This is a genomic window from Acidobacteriota bacterium (assembly GCA_018268895.1).
Taxonomy (GTDB): domain Bacteria; phylum Acidobacteriota; class Terriglobia; order Terriglobales; family Acidobacteriaceae; genus Edaphobacter.
This window is the reverse complement of record JAFDVP010000009.1, coordinates 148582-163757: the sequence shown is the minus strand read 5'-3', so window position 1 is coordinate 163757 and position 15176 is coordinate 148582. Positions and strand designations below refer to the sequence as shown.

The following is a 15176-nucleotide window of genomic DNA, read 5'->3' as shown; positions in this document are numbered from 1 at the left end:
TCGGGACAGCTTTCCCAGAGCGGCACCCCCGGACAATTCTGTTGAGGAGCAGGGCGCTGGCCAGGCAAATCTTTCAAACCAAGTCGATCGACAAACTGATCTCAGAATCGGAGCGGCCGGAACACGCGCTGAAGAAGACACTGGGACCGGTAAGCTTGACTGCGCTTGGAATTGGCGCGGTGATTGGGTCGGGCATCTTTACGGTGATCGGCACAGCCATCGGCGGAAACCCGGCGATGGAAGAGAAGATTGCCGATTCGCCGGTGATCGACCTGATCCTGGGCTTGCTGCATCACACGAGTGGCGCGGTTGCAGGCAGACCCGGCGCTGGCCCGGCGCTGGCGATCTCGCTGGTGCTGGTAGCGATCGTCTGTGCACTGACTGGTCTCTGTTATGCGGAACTGGCGAGCATGATCCCCATTGCGGGATCGGCGTATACGTACACCTACGCAACGCTGGGCGAGCTGGTGGCGTGGGTCATCGGCTGGGACCTCATTCTCGAGTACGCCTTCAGCAACATGAGTGTGAGTGTGGGGTTCGCTGCACACGTCGTCGATCTGCTGGATTGGCTGGGAATTCACATATCGCCGAAGTGGCTCTCGCCCGCATACCTGCCACTGGGCTTGCAGGACCTGCAGGGTCAGGATATCTATCAGCCGGGATGGCATGCGGGGTTCAACATCCCTGCGTTCCTGATTGTGCTGCTGCTGACGGTGGTGCTGGTGCGAGGCATTCGCGAGTCGGCACGGACAAACAACATCATGGTGCTGGTAAAGATCATGGCGATCCTGATCTTCGTCTTCGCTGGCATCAGCTTTATTCATCCGTCCAACTACGTTCCCTTCTCGCCAAACGGCTGGAGCGGGATTCTGGCCGGTGGGTCGATCATCTTCTTTACATATATCGGCTTCGATTCGGTATCGACTGCCAGCGAAGAATGCAAATGCCCGCAGAAGGACGTCCCTATCGGGATACTGGCGACCCTGATCGTATGCTCCATCCTGTACATCGGCGTTGCAGTGGTGCTGACGGGCATGGTGCCGTGGAAGACGGTAGCGGGCGATGCCGCTCCTGTGGTGAACGCGCTGAAGCGTGTATCGCTGATGCCGGGCGGCCACAGTCTGCACTGGGTGCGACTCGCAGTCCTGCTGGGAGCGATCATCGGCATGATCTCGTCGATCCTGGTGTTTCAGTTGGGGCAGGCGCGTGTCTGGTTCGCGATGTCGCGCGACGGCCTGCTGCCAAAGGCTTTCAGCAGAGTGCATCCACGGTTCAGGACGCCAGCATTCGCGACGTGGGTCGCGGGGTTTCTCGTCGCGATCCCCGCAGGGCTGTTCGATGTAGGCACCTTCGCGGAGATGTCGAACATCGGCACGTTGTTCGCCTTCGTGCTGGTATCCGCAGGGGTGATGGTGTTGCGCGCCAAACAGCCGGAGCGGCACCGCGGGTTCAGGGTCCCCTTTGGGCCGATCATTCCCCTCCTCAGCATCCTGTTCTGCATTCTGCTGATGGCAGGGCTTCCGTTGAAGACGTGGGTACGGTTCTTTGTGTGGCTGCTGGTCGGACTGGTCGTCTATACGCTGTACAGTCGTAAGCGGAGTGAGTTTTACGCTCCTGAAGATTAAGATAGACAGATGGCGCGAAAGCAGACGAAGCACGAAGAGATCGATGCCGCGGAGTGGCTACGCGGTCTTCCCAAGGCCGAGCTGCATTTGCATCTCGAAGGCACGATCAAGCCTGAAACCCTGGTAGAGCTGAGCCGCAGGCACGATAAAGAGCCGCTTACCCTTGAGACCGCGAAGGCGCTCTACCAGTACGAAAACTTCCTTGGATTTCTGCAATCGTTCAAAGCCGTGACGGAGCGCCTGCGCTGGCCCGAGGACTACGAGCTGATCACGTACAACATGATTCGCGACCTTGCGGCGCAGGGAGTGGTGCACGCCGAAGTGTATGTCTCGTTTGGAATCATCTACTACTGGAAAAAGACAGACGTTGAACCTTATGTTGAAGCGATAGAGCGCGGACGTATGCGTGGCGAACGCGACTTTGGCGTAAGCGTGCTTTGGATCGTCGATGCGGTGCGTCACTTCGGAGTAGAAGAAGGCGCGAAGGTCTTTCGCAAGGCGGCTGAGATGAAGATCCTGCATCCAAGCTTTGTCGGCATCGGTATTGGCGGAGATGAAGCCCGCGGGCCTGCCGACCAGTTCCGCGATCTCTATAAGGAAGCAAGAGCGGCGGGGCTGCGGTTGACGGCACATGCGGGCGAGTCCGTCGGACCTGAGAGCATCTGGTCGGCGATCAACATCGGCGCCGAGCGAATCGGGCACGCGCTGTCGGCACAGGATGACCCCGAATTGCTGGAGGTGCTGGCGCAGAAGCAGATTCCGTTGGAGATCAACGTAACCAGCAACATCAGGACGGGGTGCTGCAAGGAATTCGATGCGCATCCGCTTCGGTCGTACTTCGATGGAGGCCTGATGGTGACGCTGAACTCGGACGATCCGCCGATGTTCGGCAGCGACCTGCTGGGCGAGTATGTGCTCGCGCACGAGAGCTATGGCTTTACGCTGGAGCAGATGCGTGAATTGGCGGCGAATGCTGTTGAGGCGAGCTTCCTCGATCCGGCGCGCAAGCTGGCACTGTTACAGCGTGTCGAACAGTACGTCTAACGCCCGTCGGGCGCGGGAACCATAACAGCGCCGGGATCAACCTTCGGGATGCCGAAGTGCCCGCTGAGGTGGAGCAGGTCGAGCGGACGCAGCGCGCACGATATTTGAATCAGGTTCATATCCCTCGGCGCGCGAACCAGCACGGTGACATCGTCGATCTCGGCCCCGTTGAAGTGCAACCACAGATCGGTGATGGCTCGTCCCGGCTGAGCACTTGTTGCGGGATTGGCGTTCGCATCGACGAGATGCTTCCAACCCGCGGCATGATACGTGGAGACAATGAAGCTCATCGCTTCTGGCGTGTAAAAAGCCGGGAGCTGATAGTGGTACGTATCGACGGTAATGCTGCGCAGCGATGCAGACGCGCGCCTGACCTGTGCGTTGCCATTGTCGATGAAGGTGGTAGCGTAGTCGAGCATCGAGCGATCGAAGGTCACGGAGAGATGCGTCGCGGGTTGATCGGCCAACTGGTTGAGGGTCTGGGAGACGCCATTTGGCTGCTGAGCGAGAAGCGGCGACGCGCCGAGTGCAAAAGCTCCAGCAAGCAGGACGATACGATGGAAGAGTAAGCGAGCCATCTCGAGAATTGCCTCAGCCTTATAGACACGGATCGACCTGGATAGTTATGCCTCCAGAGGGCAATTTTCCACCCAGCCGATTTTCCGTTCGAGTCAAAGACAAAGAATGCTTGTTTTCTTTCGGTTGCAGACATCTCAGGCGGGTAGCTCTCTCAACCTTCTCCGATGGGGGAGCGAGGCCAGGCTTAGGCCGGCGATAGAAAAGTATCGCGATCAGCTTTAACTAAGGCGTTGCGCGGGGAGCAAAGTAGCCCTTGCTGGCACGGACGCGGTAGCGAGGGTCGAGCGCCTGAAGATAGATGGTGCGGAAGGAGCCATCCTGCTTGAACTCAGCCGGTCGATAGACAAGCGAATACTGGCTGCGCAACTCTTCCTGAATGTTGCGAAAACCAACCGCAACGTCTTCGATCTTTACTGGAAAGAAGGGCGCGCCGCCAGTCGCCTCGGAGATGACGCGAAGGACCTCGTCGCCCTTGTCCTTGCTCGGGCTGACGTTCGTGCTGATGGTGTAGACGATCGTCTCGGCGCGCTGGCACATCTTGATGGCGTCGGACTGCTGGACGCGGCTGTAGTTGTCATCACCGTCGGAGACGACAATCAGCGCGCGGCGAACGGCACCATCTTCCTTCAGCGTCAGCATCTGATCGCGACAGGTCTTGTACAGCGCATCGTAGAGAGCGGTTCCGCCGCCGGGGCGCAGCTTGCGGATGCCCTGGTTGAGCAGGTCGATGTTGTTGGTGTAACCCTGCGCGATATCGGTCTCGATATCGAATCCCTCGATAAAGGCGCGGTCGTTGCGATGCAGGATCTGCAGGAGGAACTCGATGGCAGAGTCCTGCTCGAACTGGAACCGCTGACGGATCGAGCTGGACGTATCGAGGAGGATGCCAACGCGCAGAGGCAGGTTCGTCTGCTGCGTGAACTTCAGAACCTGAACCGGCGGACGGCCGTCGTCGAGCAGACCGAAGTTCTGACGCTGCAGCCCGGTGATAAACCGGCCCTTCTTGTCCGTGACCGTAAAGATGAGGTTGACCTCCTGCACCTGCACCTTGATCGTTGGCGCGCTGAGGTCAGGGGCCTCATCGGAGTTCGGTTGCTGGTTCTGAGCCGGTGCCTGAACCTGAGGGGAAGCCGGTGTAGCTGGCTGCGTTGCCGGAGCCGTGGACGGCGCATTCTGCGCGCAAAGCCGCGCACCCGAAAGTGAAGCAATCAGCAGACCTGCGGCCAGGGGCCAGGAGACACGATTCATTCGCACACGACCAGTCACTGGCTTTATTTTACCTAAAATCTGACCGCTAATCGGCACGAATCGAAGCCAGTAAATCCTGAAGCAACGGGGGAAGCGGCGACTCGATCTGGAGCCGCTTTCTGGTCTGTGGGTGATCGAAGACCAGCCGCGTGGCGTGGAGAAAGTTGCGATCAAGCGAGAGCGTTGCCTGCGGCTGTCCAAAATGATGCGGCGCTCCGTAAAGTGTGTCGCCCACGACAGGGTGGCCAAGCGCCTGGAGGTGCACACGGATCTGGTGGGTCCGGCCCGTCTCAATTCGGACCTCGACGAGAGTGAAGTCGCCGTACCCCGGTGAATGAATGCGTTCAAGCACCTTGATGTGCGAGACGGCGGGGCGGACGCCTTCGCTGTCGGCAGACCGGCGCGTGGTCATGCGGGTACGCCGGATGAGGTCGCGGCCGATGGGGAGATTGACGGTGATGTTTTCTTTCGGGAGACGGCCGTGCACCAGAGCAATGTATGTCTTCTCCAACTCACGCGAGGCAAACATCTCGCTGAGCTTGCGATGGGTGCTGTCGTCCTTGGCGACCACGATGATGCCGCTCGTCTGCTTGTCGAGCCGATGCACGATGCCCGGCCGCAGTTCGCCGCCTACGTGCGAGAGCTTGTTGAAGTGATAGAGGAGAGCGTTGACGAGGGTGCCATGGTTGCGGGTGTCGGTGCCGTCGGGATCGACAGATCCGGAGCCGGCGTGGACCATCATGCCGGCGGGCTTGTCGATGATGGCGAGGTGTTTGTCCTCATGCAGGATGGTGAGAGGAATGTCTTCAGGGAAGGCATGAAGCGGCGGAGGATGGGGCGCTCCAGCGATCTCGATGCGCTCGCCACCCTGTAGCTTCAGCTTCGCCTTTGGAGGCTGACTGTTGACGGTGACCTGGCCGTGTTCGATCAAAAGCTGCACGCGCGCGCGGCTGATGTCGGGAATCGCCTGCGCGAGATATTGATCGAGGCGAAGTCCCTGCGCCTCGGGCGCGGCGGTAAATGCGTGGATGCTCTCTTTTGCCTCGTCGTCGATGTCGACCTGCGGGATAGCGGGCGCGGCGGGAGGCTCGACGCCGCGTGTGGCGCGGTACTCCGGCTTTACCGTGTGTCTGCGTTGCCCCTTCGGGAGCATGTTTTTAGACGGCATGAGTCACCTGCCTGCGCGGTTGCTGCCAGAGAAGCGCAGCGGTGACGATCATGCCCAGCGCCACCCATTGGATGGGGTCAAGCATGGTCGCGAGCGCGTTGTCCATAAACTCCGGCTCGCGGAGAAATGAGATGAAGAACTGTGCGGCCCCGCAAAGAGCGAGCGCAAGTGCAGCCGTGTCTCCGGCGCGGCGCCGGGAGCGGAGGTGTCGCAGCAGAACGACGGTGATGATCGCAGCGGCAAGTGCGATGTAAATCCCAATCGGGTGGTGGCGCGGCGCGCCGCGAACGATCGAGATTGCCCACGGAAGCGCGCTTGGCATACCGGGATCACTTCCTTCGGTGAAGTGGCCTATCGCCAGGAATGCCCAGGCGAGCGTCGCGCAGGGCGCCCAGGCGTCCAGTGTTGGCAGCAACGGCAATCCACGCATACGCAGGTAGAGAATGACGACCAGCACAGTCAGCAACAAGCCCAGGGGAGTCAGCGACGGCACCATCAGGAATAACACCGGATAGGAGAGGAAGCTCGTGAAGTTCGTCGCGACCAACAGCAGCCTGGAGAAGACGAAGGCGGCGACGATGCTGAACAATCCTGCGTTCCACAGTCGGTCCGGACTAAGCCCAACAACGGCAGCGGTGCGAAGGCTGAGCGTAAGCGCAAGCATCAGCCCCATCGCGGCAAACAGGCCGAAGGTTGGGATGGTCAGGAATCCGAGGTGGATGAAGTTGGGATGCACAGATGAGAGACGTTACAAGAAGACTGATGACGAAATACAAAAGACCGACCCGCTGGGCCGTACGCAGATGCGCTGGTGAACCCGTCCTAAGACGGCGGGACCCTGCCGTGGTTCTTTAGGCATTCCGGACTGGCGGACGTTGCACACCGAACCATATATACGAGCCAGGCCCCTGTTCAATGAATGTTGGTTCAACCAGCGTGGATCGCGTACCTGCTTTGCAGGCCGGTCTCTTGAGTTGTGATGCTACCTGTGCGGCAACAGGTTTGCAAGTTGACGCACGGCGTAGAATATGCGGCCTTATTGGAGGAAGGAGAATCAGCCTCTTCGTTCGCCATTGACGAGCAAACGCATGGCGAGGCTGGATTCGGTATCGAGCTTCGCAAGCCCCTCGGCAACAGAGGCGCGGGTCTGCTCATTCTGGTTCTGACTGACCTTCCACTTCCCTTCAAGTCTTTCAATGGAAAGCTCGATGCCCACGATGCCTTTGGCGATGCTCTCAACGTAGTCGGCAGGAGCATCCGTGACCTTCCACGGAATAGCCGACGCAGCCTCGTGCGTGTCGGTCAGTGAGTTGAGATGCGTGAGGAGCCATGCGGCATCTTCGACGATCTTCAGCTTGCCGTAGGCGTGGACGACCGCGTAGTTCCACGTAGGAACAACCTTCCCGCTGACGGCCTTCTCCGGATACCAGTTTGGAGTGATGTAGTGTTGCGGACCTGCGAAGATAGCAAGCGCCGAAATACCGGGATCGTAGTCTCGCCATTGCCGGTTGGCGCGTGAGATGTGCCCGCGCAGGATGGCGTGGGTCTCGTCGTCGCGATGCAGCACCATCGGAAGGTGCGTCGCAAAGAGGCGGGAGCTTCCCATCGTGACGAGCGAGGCAAGCGGATGCAACCGCATCAGGCCGTCGAGCACAGGAATGCGCGTCTCTTCGTTGAACTTAGGGACATACATGTTAGCTCCAGCGCGAAGCAAGGGGGTGGATCCAAGCATCTGCACCGGCAAAAAGGCAATACCGGGATTCTTCGCTATCGCTCAGAATGACAGGATATCTCTTAGCCGACCTTGCGGTCTTCCAGTACTTCGTCGAGTAGTCCGGCGAGTGACCCGGCGCGGGAGCGCATCGTCACTTGCGAGAGCGAGAGGCTTCCAGAGAGGCTCTCGTATCTTGCACGTAGCGTCTCCAGCTCATCGGCGATGTTCAGGGCGGCAAGCACCGCGACTCGAAGCGAGTCGACCGTATTGCCGAGCGCGGAGACGGCGCGCATCTTCGTGTCGACGACGTGGGCGAGCTGCTCAATGTATGCGGTATCGGTCCCGCGAAGGTGATAGACCTGATCGAAGATATCGACGGCGACGGACTGCCTCTCCTGCTGAGCATCGGCTGTAGCCTGAGGCTGCTGCGCGGGGGTGGGGTTCGCCTGGACTGCCTGGGCCTTCTGGGCTGTCTGATCCATCGTCTCTCCTGTCGGTCGATCTACAACAACTCATCCATCTGCTGGAGCATCTTTTCTACACGCTGCTTCACAACGTCGCGGTCCTTGCTGAGCGTGTTGACTGCTGCCTGCGCCTCGCTGGCAACAAGGGCCTGGAACTCAAGCTGCTCTTTCAGGCTGGCGATCTCTGCCTCGGCCTTGGCGCGCGCCTCGCGTTCCTTCTTCACGATCTCGACGGCGCGCAGCACCTTCTGTTCAAGTGCCTGGAACTCGTCGACGCTGATCGTTGCTGTGCTCATAAATCCGGTGCTCCTGCTGGAAAATTCTTTTGTCAGTATAGATGCCAACGTCGTGGATATTTCATAGCGAGAACCATGATGGATTCGCTATTTTTCCACTCTGCGGGCAACTCAGGCCCTCTGCGTGCCGCCAAGTCCTGTAAGGACTTCGACGATGCGCGATGACCAGCCCGCAATCTCCTCTTCGCGCAGCGTGCGGTCGTATGACTGGAAGACCGTTCGCAGCAGCAGGGAGTAGTGTCCCTGCGCGACGGCCTTGCCCTTTGGATCGCGGAAGATCTCCTCGGGTGAAAGCCGCGTCATCTCGGGGATCGCAAGGGCACGAATGGCCTCGGCAATCGTCTTCCACGCACAACTGTCGGGGAAGACAAAGGAGAAGTCGCGCTCGACTGCCTGAAAACGGGAGAGATCGCGCGAGGTGGCCCGCTTGAGAGGAAGCTCGTAGAGCCGCTCCAGATCGAGCTGCGCCAGATAGACCGGCTGGCGTAGCTTGCGCGTCTCACGTTCCGAGGCTGCGAGTTCGCCAAAGACGGCAAAGGCGCGATTGTTCACCAGAGCGACGGCGGAGCGGCCAGGCTCAAGCCACGCAGGCGTGTTCGCAGTCGTGAAAGAAAGCCCCGCGCTCCCTCCCGGCAGTGCAACCAGCGAAGCCAGCGACTCGATGACGCCCTTCAAATCAAAAACCGGCGCGTCCGCAGCAGAGTGCAACGCAGTGGGCTGCATGGCATCTGCCGTCAACCCCAGAGAGAGCTGGGCGGTCTCATGAACCTCGGTAACATGCGAAGCACCGGCCGGGATGGTCCCCGTAAAGACCTGCCCCTGCTCAAACAGACGGGCTTCGCGCACGTCGCGATTGAGGTTGTTGGCGAGCATCGTCAGCATTCCCGGCGCCAGCGACGGACGCAGCAGCGATGCTTCCTCTGAGAGCGGATTCTCCATTGCGACCGCATGCCTTCCCGCGTGTGCGCCGTCGGCTCCATAAAAGAGATTGGCGTCTTCGCGGCTCGCGAAGCTACTCGATACCGTCTCGCTGAAGCCAAGTTCAAGCAGGCGTGTGCGCACCGCCCGTTCCGTCGCAGCGGCAGGCGATTCCGTGACCGGCAGGGCCGTAGGAATCGTATTGGCGAAGCGGTTATAGCCGTAGACGCGGGCTATCTCTTCGATCAGATCAATCTCGCGTTCGAGATCGAGCCGCCACGACGGCAGCTTGACGAGATACACATCAAGGCCGTGAAGCAGGGGCTGGCAGCCAAGCGAGGTAAGGTATTGCTGGACGATCTCGCTGCTGATGCCCTCGGGATCGATCGTCGTACCAAGATGGCGGCGCACCTGGGCAACCGAAAGCTCAATCGGGGGGCGATCCGCGGTGCGGGCCGCAACATCCGGGTCGATGACATCGATCAACTCGCCCTCAGGTTTGCCACCTGCTTCAAGAATCAACACCGAGACCAGTGCGCTCGCCAATCTGGGTGCGTTGAAGTCCGCTCCGCGCTCGAAGCGGTGGCTGGCATCGGTATGCAGCATGTGGCGCCGCGAGCTGCGGCGCACGCTGGCAGGGTCGAACCATGCCGCTTCGACGAGGATGTTCTTCGTCTCGGGCGTAATCATCGAGTCCCACCCGCCCATCACTCCAGCCAGCGCCAGGGCCTTCTTCTCGTCGGCTACGACAAGGTCGTCGGCCTCGAGTGTGCGCTCCGTACCGTCGAGCAAGCGGAGCTTCTCGCCCTTGCGCGCCAGGCGAACGATGATGCCGCCCTCAATCTTGTCCAGGTCGAAGGCATGGGTTGGATGGCCCATGCCGAGGAGGACAAAGTTCGATGCGTCGACTGCGTTGGATATCTGCTTCTGGCCAAGAAGGCCGAAGTATTCGGCGACCTTGCCAGTGCTCGGAGCGATTGTGATCCCGCGCAGGACCTGGGCCGTGAATCGGCCACAGAGGCCCTTGGCTTCAGGTGAGATGCGAACGGAAAACGGCTCATCGACGAGCGTGCCCACTCCAACCTGCGGGTGTAGCGGCGCCAGCGGCAGGTTATAGATCGTAGCCGCCTCGCGCGCGATGCCGTAGTGGTTCATCGCATCCACGCGGTTGGTCGTGATGTCCATCTCAAAGAGGTGTCCGTCCGCTAACGGATGCACACCTTCAACGGCGATGCCGCGAAGGGTAAGGTCGTCGGCGAGCTGCCGGTCGGTAACGGAAAGCGTGGGTAAGTAGTGGCGCAGCCAGCTTGTAAGAACTCTCATGATCGACGCTTCCAGTCTAAATGCTCAGGCGGCTATCGACCTGCGTATACCGCTAAGGAACGGCGTCGAACATGCCTGTGGGAAACCCGTCGATGCTGTGGGAGTTTTTCTGGCGGCGGTATTGATCGAGCGCTTCTTCCCCTTTAGCTTCGGCCCAGCGCGTGAGCTGATCGCGGTCGCCGGTGAAGTCGAAGAACGGCACGTTCATTCCACAGGAGGTCTGCACAAGGTCGACATCGAGCCACACGATCTGCCGCGCCCCTGGTGGCTCTACGTTATCGAAGTACGTCGCGAGCAAAGCACTGTATTCCTCGCCGGGGCGAGAGACGATCCGGCCCTGCCCATAAAGCCTCATGACCATCGGCGACCCGGTGAAGGCACAGAACATCAGCGTTAGCCGGCCATCTGCCAGCAGATGGGCCGCGGTTTCGTTCCCGCTGCCTGTGCGGTCGACATAGATGACCGTATTGGCGTCGAGAATGCGCAGCGCGGCGACATCGCGGGGAGAGACGTTCACCCGGCCGGTTGCCGCCGCGGAAGCATTGAAAAAGATGTGCTGGCGCTCAATGAACTCTCGATGCACCTGCTCGATACGGTCGAATTGTTTGCCCATTGTCCCGAAAGCCTCGAACGTGCCAGTTTAATTCTATCGCCGCAAACTTTGCCAGTACGGCAGGCGGGATACTCGGGTATGCTCTTGAGCGACGGCCCGTAACTCCAATCCGTAGCACTTGAAAGGGATGGCTATGCGCTGGTTGCTGCACTGGATTCTGAACGCAATTGTTCTGCTCGTCGTTGCCCACTTTGTTCAGGGGTTTGAGATCAGCAGCTTCATCTCGGCGCTGATTGCGGTGGTTGTGATCGGCCTGCTGAATTCGACGTTGGGGCTGCTGCTGAAGTTCGTGACACTACCGCTGGGGATACTCTCGTTCGGGCTGTTCTTTCTACTTATCAATGCAGTCATTCTGAAGCTGTCCAGCATGTTCGTACCCGGTTTTTCGGTGGCAAACTGGAAGGCCGCTTTCCTTGGAGCAGTGGCGCTGGCCGTGCTGCATCTGCTGTTTGGCCTTCTGGGACTGAAAAAGAATCCGGCCGAGGCGTAGATACAACCTTTACGATCGGCGAACGCTCGCGCCAAAGCGCGGGCATAAGGGAGAGTTTCGTTGGAGAGCATAGCGTTGTATCCCCGGCTGATCTTTGCACTTGCATTCATAACGTTGTGGCTTGCCGCATGGGTTGGGGCAAAGCTGGGCGCGCGGTGGCATAACGTCACCGAAGACCTCCGGACGGATTACGGGGTGGTTCTGGGCGCTTCTCTCACTCTGCTCGGATTAATTATCGGGTTCACCTTCTCAATGGCCATCGGCAGGTATGACCAGAGGAAAAATTACGAAGAGGCCGAGGCAAACGCGATCGGCACCGAGTACGTCCGCGCGGACCTTTTGCCCGCGGCCGAAGCCGCGACAGTTCGCAACTTGCTGAAGCAATATACCGGCCTGCGGATTCGGTTCTATACCACCAGAGACCTGGATGAGTTGAGGCAGATCGATGTCGACACGGCGAGGCTACAACGCGAGCTTTGGGCCGCCGCCTCACAGCCGGCAGCAGCGCAACCGAGTCCGTTGATCGCGCTGGCGGTTGGGGGAATGAACGACGTACTGAACTCGCAGGGCTACACGCAGGCGGCATGGTGGAACCGGATTCCCGGCTCGGCATGGGGGCTGATGTTCTTGATTGCTATCTTCTGCAACGGGATGCTTGGGTATGGCGCGCGACGGGTCGCTCCACGACTGTTCGTCGTACTTCCATTGGTGATTGCAACCGCGTTCTTTCTGATCGCCGACATCGACAGTCCGCGGAGAGGAATCATCAAGGTACATCCACAAAACCTTGAGAGCCTCCAGATAGGCCTGAAGTAGGCCACACCTTCAGCTAAGCGAACTGCTCCAGGAACCGCATATCGCCTGAATAGAACTGACCGATGTCGGAGACGCCGTGCAGCATCATGGCAATGCGCTCGACTCCCATGCCAAAGGCGAAGCCCGTGATCTTCTCCGGGTTATAAGCATCGTCGTCCGGGTTGATCTTGCGGCGCTCGGCTGTGACGGAGGCGAAGACTGCAGGGTCCACCATGCCGCATCCCAGCAGCTCGATCCAGCCTGAGTGCTTGCACTTGCGGCAGCCCGCGCCGCCGCAGAAGATGCAGGAGATCTGCACGTCGGCCGACGGCTCCGTGAACGGGAAGAAGCTGGGGAAGAAGCGCGTCTTCACCGCCGAGCCGAAGAGCGCCTTCATGGCGTGGTCGAGCGTGCCCTTCAGGTCGGAGAAGGTAATGTTCGTATCGACGCAGAGGCCCTCGATCTGGTGAAAGATCGGCGAGTGCGTGGCGTCGGCGGCGTCGTTGCGGTGCACCTTGCCGGGAATGACGATGCGGATGGGCGGCACCTGCGCAATCATGGTGCGAATCTGTACCGGCGAGGTGTGTGTCCGCATCAGCAGGCGGTCTCGCGAGGGGCGCGACTGCTGGCCGGCGATCTGGAGCGTGTCCTGGGTATCGCGCGCGGGATGGTTGGGTGGAAAGTTCAGCGCCTCGAAGTTGTAGAAGTCGCTCTCTACCTGCGGGCCAAGGTTCGTCGAGTAGCCAAGATGATGGAAGACCCGGACGACCTCGTGCATCGTGTTCAGCAGCGGGTGGGCGATGCCGGGCTGGCGGCTTGTGCCGGGAAGCGTGATGTCGATTCCCTGCGCCTGAGATGTTTTGCCAGTAGCACGGCGAGCAGCCTCCTTGGCGATAACCTCGTCAATCTCCTGCTTGAGTTGGTTAAAGCGGATGCCGAGAGGTTTGCGAGCCTCGGACGGTGCAGATTTGAGCCACGCATCACTGATCAGCTTAAGGCGGCCTTGTTTGCGGCCGAGCCAATGAAGACGGAACCTCTCTTCCTCTTCGGTAGAGCCACTAATGAACGTGGCACCCGTCCTCATCTCATTTGAGAGCTTGTTGAACTCTGCATCGAGAGAAGGTTCGTCATAACCACTAAGTTGTGGGATTAGGTCACTCATCATCAGCTTCAGAATAAACGAATCACCGGTTTAGAGTGCGGAGAGCACGATCAGCGCCACAAGAGCACCGAGCAGCAGGCTGCGCCGGTCGGTAATGGCGTAGACCACCGGGTCTTCATCAAGTTCACCGCGCGATGCCTGAAGCCAGAGACGGCTTATCCAGAGCAGAAGCACAGGCACGAGCAGCCAGAGACGCTTGGTGTGACTGTAGAGCTGTTCCGCATCGAGATTCGAGATATAGAGCGTAAGGACCGCGACCGACACATAGCCGGAAGCGGAGCCGAAGCTGCGAAGCTGCTCGATATCCGAGATATGGTAGCCGCGGCCCTTTGCCATCGCCTGTCCGCGCTCACGCAGATTTTCAAGCTCGGCAAAGCGCTTGACGAAGGCCAGCGACAGGAAGAAGAAGATGCTGAAGCTTCCCAGCCAGGTGGAGACATCGACGCCCGTAGCCGCCGAACCGGCAAGAATACGGATGGTATAGAGCCCTGAGAGAACAATGACATCAACAAGCACGGCACGCTTGAGCCGCAGCGAATAGGCCAGGGTGGTGATGGCATAGATCGTCAGCCAGCCCAGAAAGGCATACTGCGTGTGGGAGCCGAGGAAGTGATATGGCGCTGCGGCGGCTATCGACGGCGATATGCGTCCGGTTACATGGGGGATTGCGATGGCAATTGCAGCAGACGCAACCAGAAAAGTGACGATCACCCCTATGCCCGAGAGTGCGGAGAGGTCTCCGGAGGCGAACGGGCGTCTCCGTTTGCGCGGGTGCAGCCGGTCGGCCTCTATGTCCAGCAGATCGTTGACGATATAGGTTGCGGACGCACAAAGCCCGAACGCCAGAAATGCCAGTCCGGCAGCCACCAGGAGCGCCGGAACCAGCCTATGAGACAGCAACATCGGCAGGAAGATCAGCACGTTCTTGGCCCACTGATGGATCCGGATCGCCTTCAGCCACGCCTTCGGGCGGGAGACCTGCTCTGTGAAAGTCCGGGCTGGGGTAATGTGCGCTCGCCGGAGCGCGGACCGCAGCCCTGAAGTTGGGTTGGCGACCATGGGCTCGCGGCAGCACGAGAGCAATGGAAGATCGACCCTGGCATTGCCGATATAGCTGAAGTCGTCGCCAAACCGCTGCTTGAACGACGCCAACTTATTGTTTCCAGATAGATTATTGGAACCATCGGAGGCCAGGACATCCGTAAATATCCCCAGATGGTCGGCCACCCGGCGGGCCAGGGTGGCATCGGCGGCGGTAGCCAGGTACAGGGGGCGGCCTTCAGCGTGTTGCTGCTCAAGAAATTGCAGCAGTTCCCGGTTATAGGGCAGATGGGCTACATCTAAGGAAACAGCATCTGTTATGTGTCGCTTGAGGGAGGCTTTGCCCTGCATCAGCCATCTGGGCAGCTTCAAAAGCAGCGACGGGTGCTGGCGAGCAAGGACCAGCGCAGAGTCGACCAGGGTATCCGATTTAACCAAGGTGCCGTCAAGATCGACACAAAGCGCCGGTATCGAGGTATCGAGGGCAGAACCGGATATGGCCAAAACGTAATCCCTTCCCGAAGAATTGCTCATTTACCACTGTTTCTGTGATTTTCCGTTGTTTTGACGTCTGTGGCAACGAAACCTTTGCGGTGTCCCAAACGTCATTATCATTTATTCTGGGATTTCTCCTGCGAGATAACATCCCCTGTTTCAGAGATTTCATCTACAGCCTGGTTTCATTCAATTTTTTCA

At 59.4% G+C, this 15176-nt stretch carries 15 protein-coding genes; 4 read left to right on the top strand and 11 right to left on the bottom strand.

From position 1 onward, the window contains the following. Positions 1-41: 41 nt before the first annotated feature. Together JSS95_12535 and add are read left to right on the top strand one after the other, a co-directional pair. Positions 42-1625, top strand: a complete 1584-nt coding sequence (locus JSS95_12535; GenBank protein ID MBS1800638.1) for an amino acid permease — start codon at positions 42-44, stop codon at positions 1623-1625. 9 nt (positions 1626-1634) lie between these two features. Further along, positions 1635-2669 (top strand): adenosine deaminase, encoded by a 1035-nt coding sequence (add, locus tag JSS95_12530; GenBank protein ID MBS1800637.1) that lies wholly within the window; start codon positions 1635-1637, stop codon positions 2667-2669. On the opposite strand, the gene JSS95_12525 is transcribed toward add, so the two are convergent. The 9 genes from JSS95_12525 to JSS95_12485 form a co-directional block, all read right to left on the bottom strand. Then, complete coding sequence (locus JSS95_12525; GenBank protein MBS1800636.1) at positions 2666-3223, bottom strand: hypothetical protein; 558 nt, start codon at positions 3221-3223, stop codon at positions 2666-2668. The genes add and JSS95_12525 overlap by 4 nt on opposite strands. Before the next feature lie 247 nt (positions 3224-3470). Further along, positions 3471-4301 (bottom strand): VWA domain-containing protein, encoded by an 831-nt coding sequence (locus tag JSS95_12520; GenBank protein MBS1800635.1) that lies wholly within the window; start codon positions 4299-4301, stop codon positions 3471-3473. Positions 4302-4542: 241 nt separating this feature from the next. Further along, positions 4543-5664 (bottom strand): RluA family pseudouridine synthase, encoded by a 1122-nt coding sequence (locus JSS95_12515; GenBank protein ID MBS1800634.1) that lies wholly within the window; start codon positions 5662-5664, stop codon positions 4543-4545. Continuing rightward, the gene (locus tag JSS95_12510) at positions 5654-6400 is read right to left on the bottom strand and encodes a prolipoprotein diacylglyceryl transferase (protein ID MBS1800633.1); all 747 of its coding nucleotides are present in this window, start codon (positions 6398-6400) and stop codon (positions 5654-5656) included. The genes JSS95_12515 and JSS95_12510 overlap by 11 nt, the downstream gene beginning before the upstream one ends. Before the next feature lie 318 nt (positions 6401-6718). Continuing rightward, on the bottom strand, positions 6719-7357 hold the full coding sequence (locus JSS95_12505; protein MBS1800632.1) for an FMN-binding negative transcriptional regulator: 639 nt from the start codon (positions 7355-7357) through the stop codon (positions 6719-6721). Between the two features lie 101 nt (positions 7358-7458). Continuing rightward, positions 7459-7860 carry a cell division protein ZapA gene (locus tag JSS95_12500; GenBank protein MBS1800631.1) on the bottom strand — a complete coding sequence of 134 codons (402 nt, stop codon included), beginning with the start codon at positions 7858-7860 and terminating at the stop codon, positions 7459-7461. 20 nt (positions 7861-7880) lie between these two features. Further along, positions 7881-8138 carry a hypothetical protein gene (locus JSS95_12495; GenBank protein ID MBS1800630.1) on the bottom strand — a complete coding sequence of 86 codons (258 nt, stop codon included), beginning with the start codon at positions 8136-8138 and terminating at the stop codon, positions 7881-7883. 111 nt (positions 8139-8249) lie between these two features. Beyond that, on the bottom strand, positions 8250-10379 hold the full coding sequence (gene pheT, locus JSS95_12490; protein MBS1800629.1) for a phenylalanine--tRNA ligase subunit beta: 2130 nt from the start codon (positions 10377-10379) through the stop codon (positions 8250-8252). A 52-nt stretch (positions 10380-10431) separates the two neighbouring features. Then, a complete protein-coding gene (locus JSS95_12485; GenBank protein MBS1800628.1) occupies positions 10432-10992 on the bottom strand; it encodes a pyridoxamine 5'-phosphate oxidase family protein in 561 nt (186 codons plus the stop codon). 133 nt (positions 10993-11125) lie between these two features. Here JSS95_12485 and JSS95_12480 point away from each other — a divergent pair, with 133 nt between their 5' ends. Both JSS95_12480 and JSS95_12475 read left to right on the top strand, forming a co-directional pair. Beyond that, on the top strand, positions 11126-11482 hold the full coding sequence (locus JSS95_12480) for a phage holin family protein (GenBank protein MBS1800627.1): 357 nt from the start codon (positions 11126-11128) through the stop codon (positions 11480-11482). A gap of 60 nt (positions 11483-11542) precedes the next feature. Further along, positions 11543-12298, top strand: coding sequence for a hypothetical protein (locus JSS95_12475; protein ID MBS1800626.1), 756 nt, complete (start codon positions 11543-11545; stop codon positions 12296-12298). Between the two features lie 13 nt (positions 12299-12311). On the opposite strand, the gene pheS is transcribed toward JSS95_12475, so the two are convergent. Together pheS and JSS95_12465 are read right to left on the bottom strand one after the other, a co-directional pair. Further along, a complete protein-coding gene (gene pheS, locus JSS95_12470) occupies positions 12312-13439 on the bottom strand; it encodes a phenylalanine--tRNA ligase subunit alpha (protein MBS1800625.1) in 1128 nt (375 codons plus the stop codon). Positions 13440-13469: 30 nt separating this feature from the next. Then, positions 13470-15014, bottom strand: coding sequence for a UbiA family prenyltransferase (locus JSS95_12465; GenBank protein MBS1800624.1), 1545 nt, complete (start codon positions 15012-15014; stop codon positions 13470-13472). Positions 15015-15176 lie beyond the last annotated feature (162 nt).

What these genes read in the sequence shown, in the direction of transcription:
- add (MBS1800637.1), top strand. Translation starts at nt 1,635, where the DNA reads ATGGCGCGAAAGCAGACGAAGCACGAAGAGATCGATGCCGCGGAGTGG.
- JSS95_12500 (MBS1800631.1), bottom strand. Translation starts at nt 7,860, where the DNA reads ATGGATCAGACAGCCCAGAAGGCCCAGGCAGTCCAGGCGAACCCCACC.
- pheS (MBS1800625.1), bottom strand. Translation starts at nt 13,439, where the DNA reads ATGAGTGACCTAATCCCACAACTTAGTGGTTATGACGAACCTTCTCTC.
- JSS95_12485 (MBS1800628.1), bottom strand. Translation starts at nt 10,992, where the DNA reads ATGGGCAAACAATTCGACCGTATCGAGCAGGTGCATCGAGAGTTCATT.
- JSS95_12480 (MBS1800627.1), top strand. Translation starts at nt 11,126, where the DNA reads ATGCGCTGGTTGCTGCACTGGATTCTGAACGCAATTGTTCTGCTCGTC.
- JSS95_12495 (MBS1800630.1), bottom strand. Translation starts at nt 8,138, where the DNA reads ATGAGCACAGCAACGATCAGCGTCGACGAGTTCCAGGCACTTGAACAG.
- JSS95_12505 (MBS1800632.1), bottom strand. Translation starts at nt 7,357, where the DNA reads ATGTATGTCCCTAAGTTCAACGAAGAGACGCGCATTCCTGTGCTCGAC.
- pheT (MBS1800629.1), bottom strand. Translation starts at nt 10,379, where the DNA reads ATGAGAGTTCTTACAAGCTGGCTGCGCCACTACTTACCCACGCTTTCC.
- JSS95_12515 (MBS1800634.1), bottom strand. Translation starts at nt 5,664, where the DNA reads ATGCCGTCTAAAAACATGCTCCCGAAGGGGCAACGCAGACACACGGTA.
- JSS95_12465 (MBS1800624.1), bottom strand. Translation starts at nt 15,014, where the DNA reads ATGAGCAATTCTTCGGGAAGGGATTACGTTTTGGCCATATCCGGTTCT.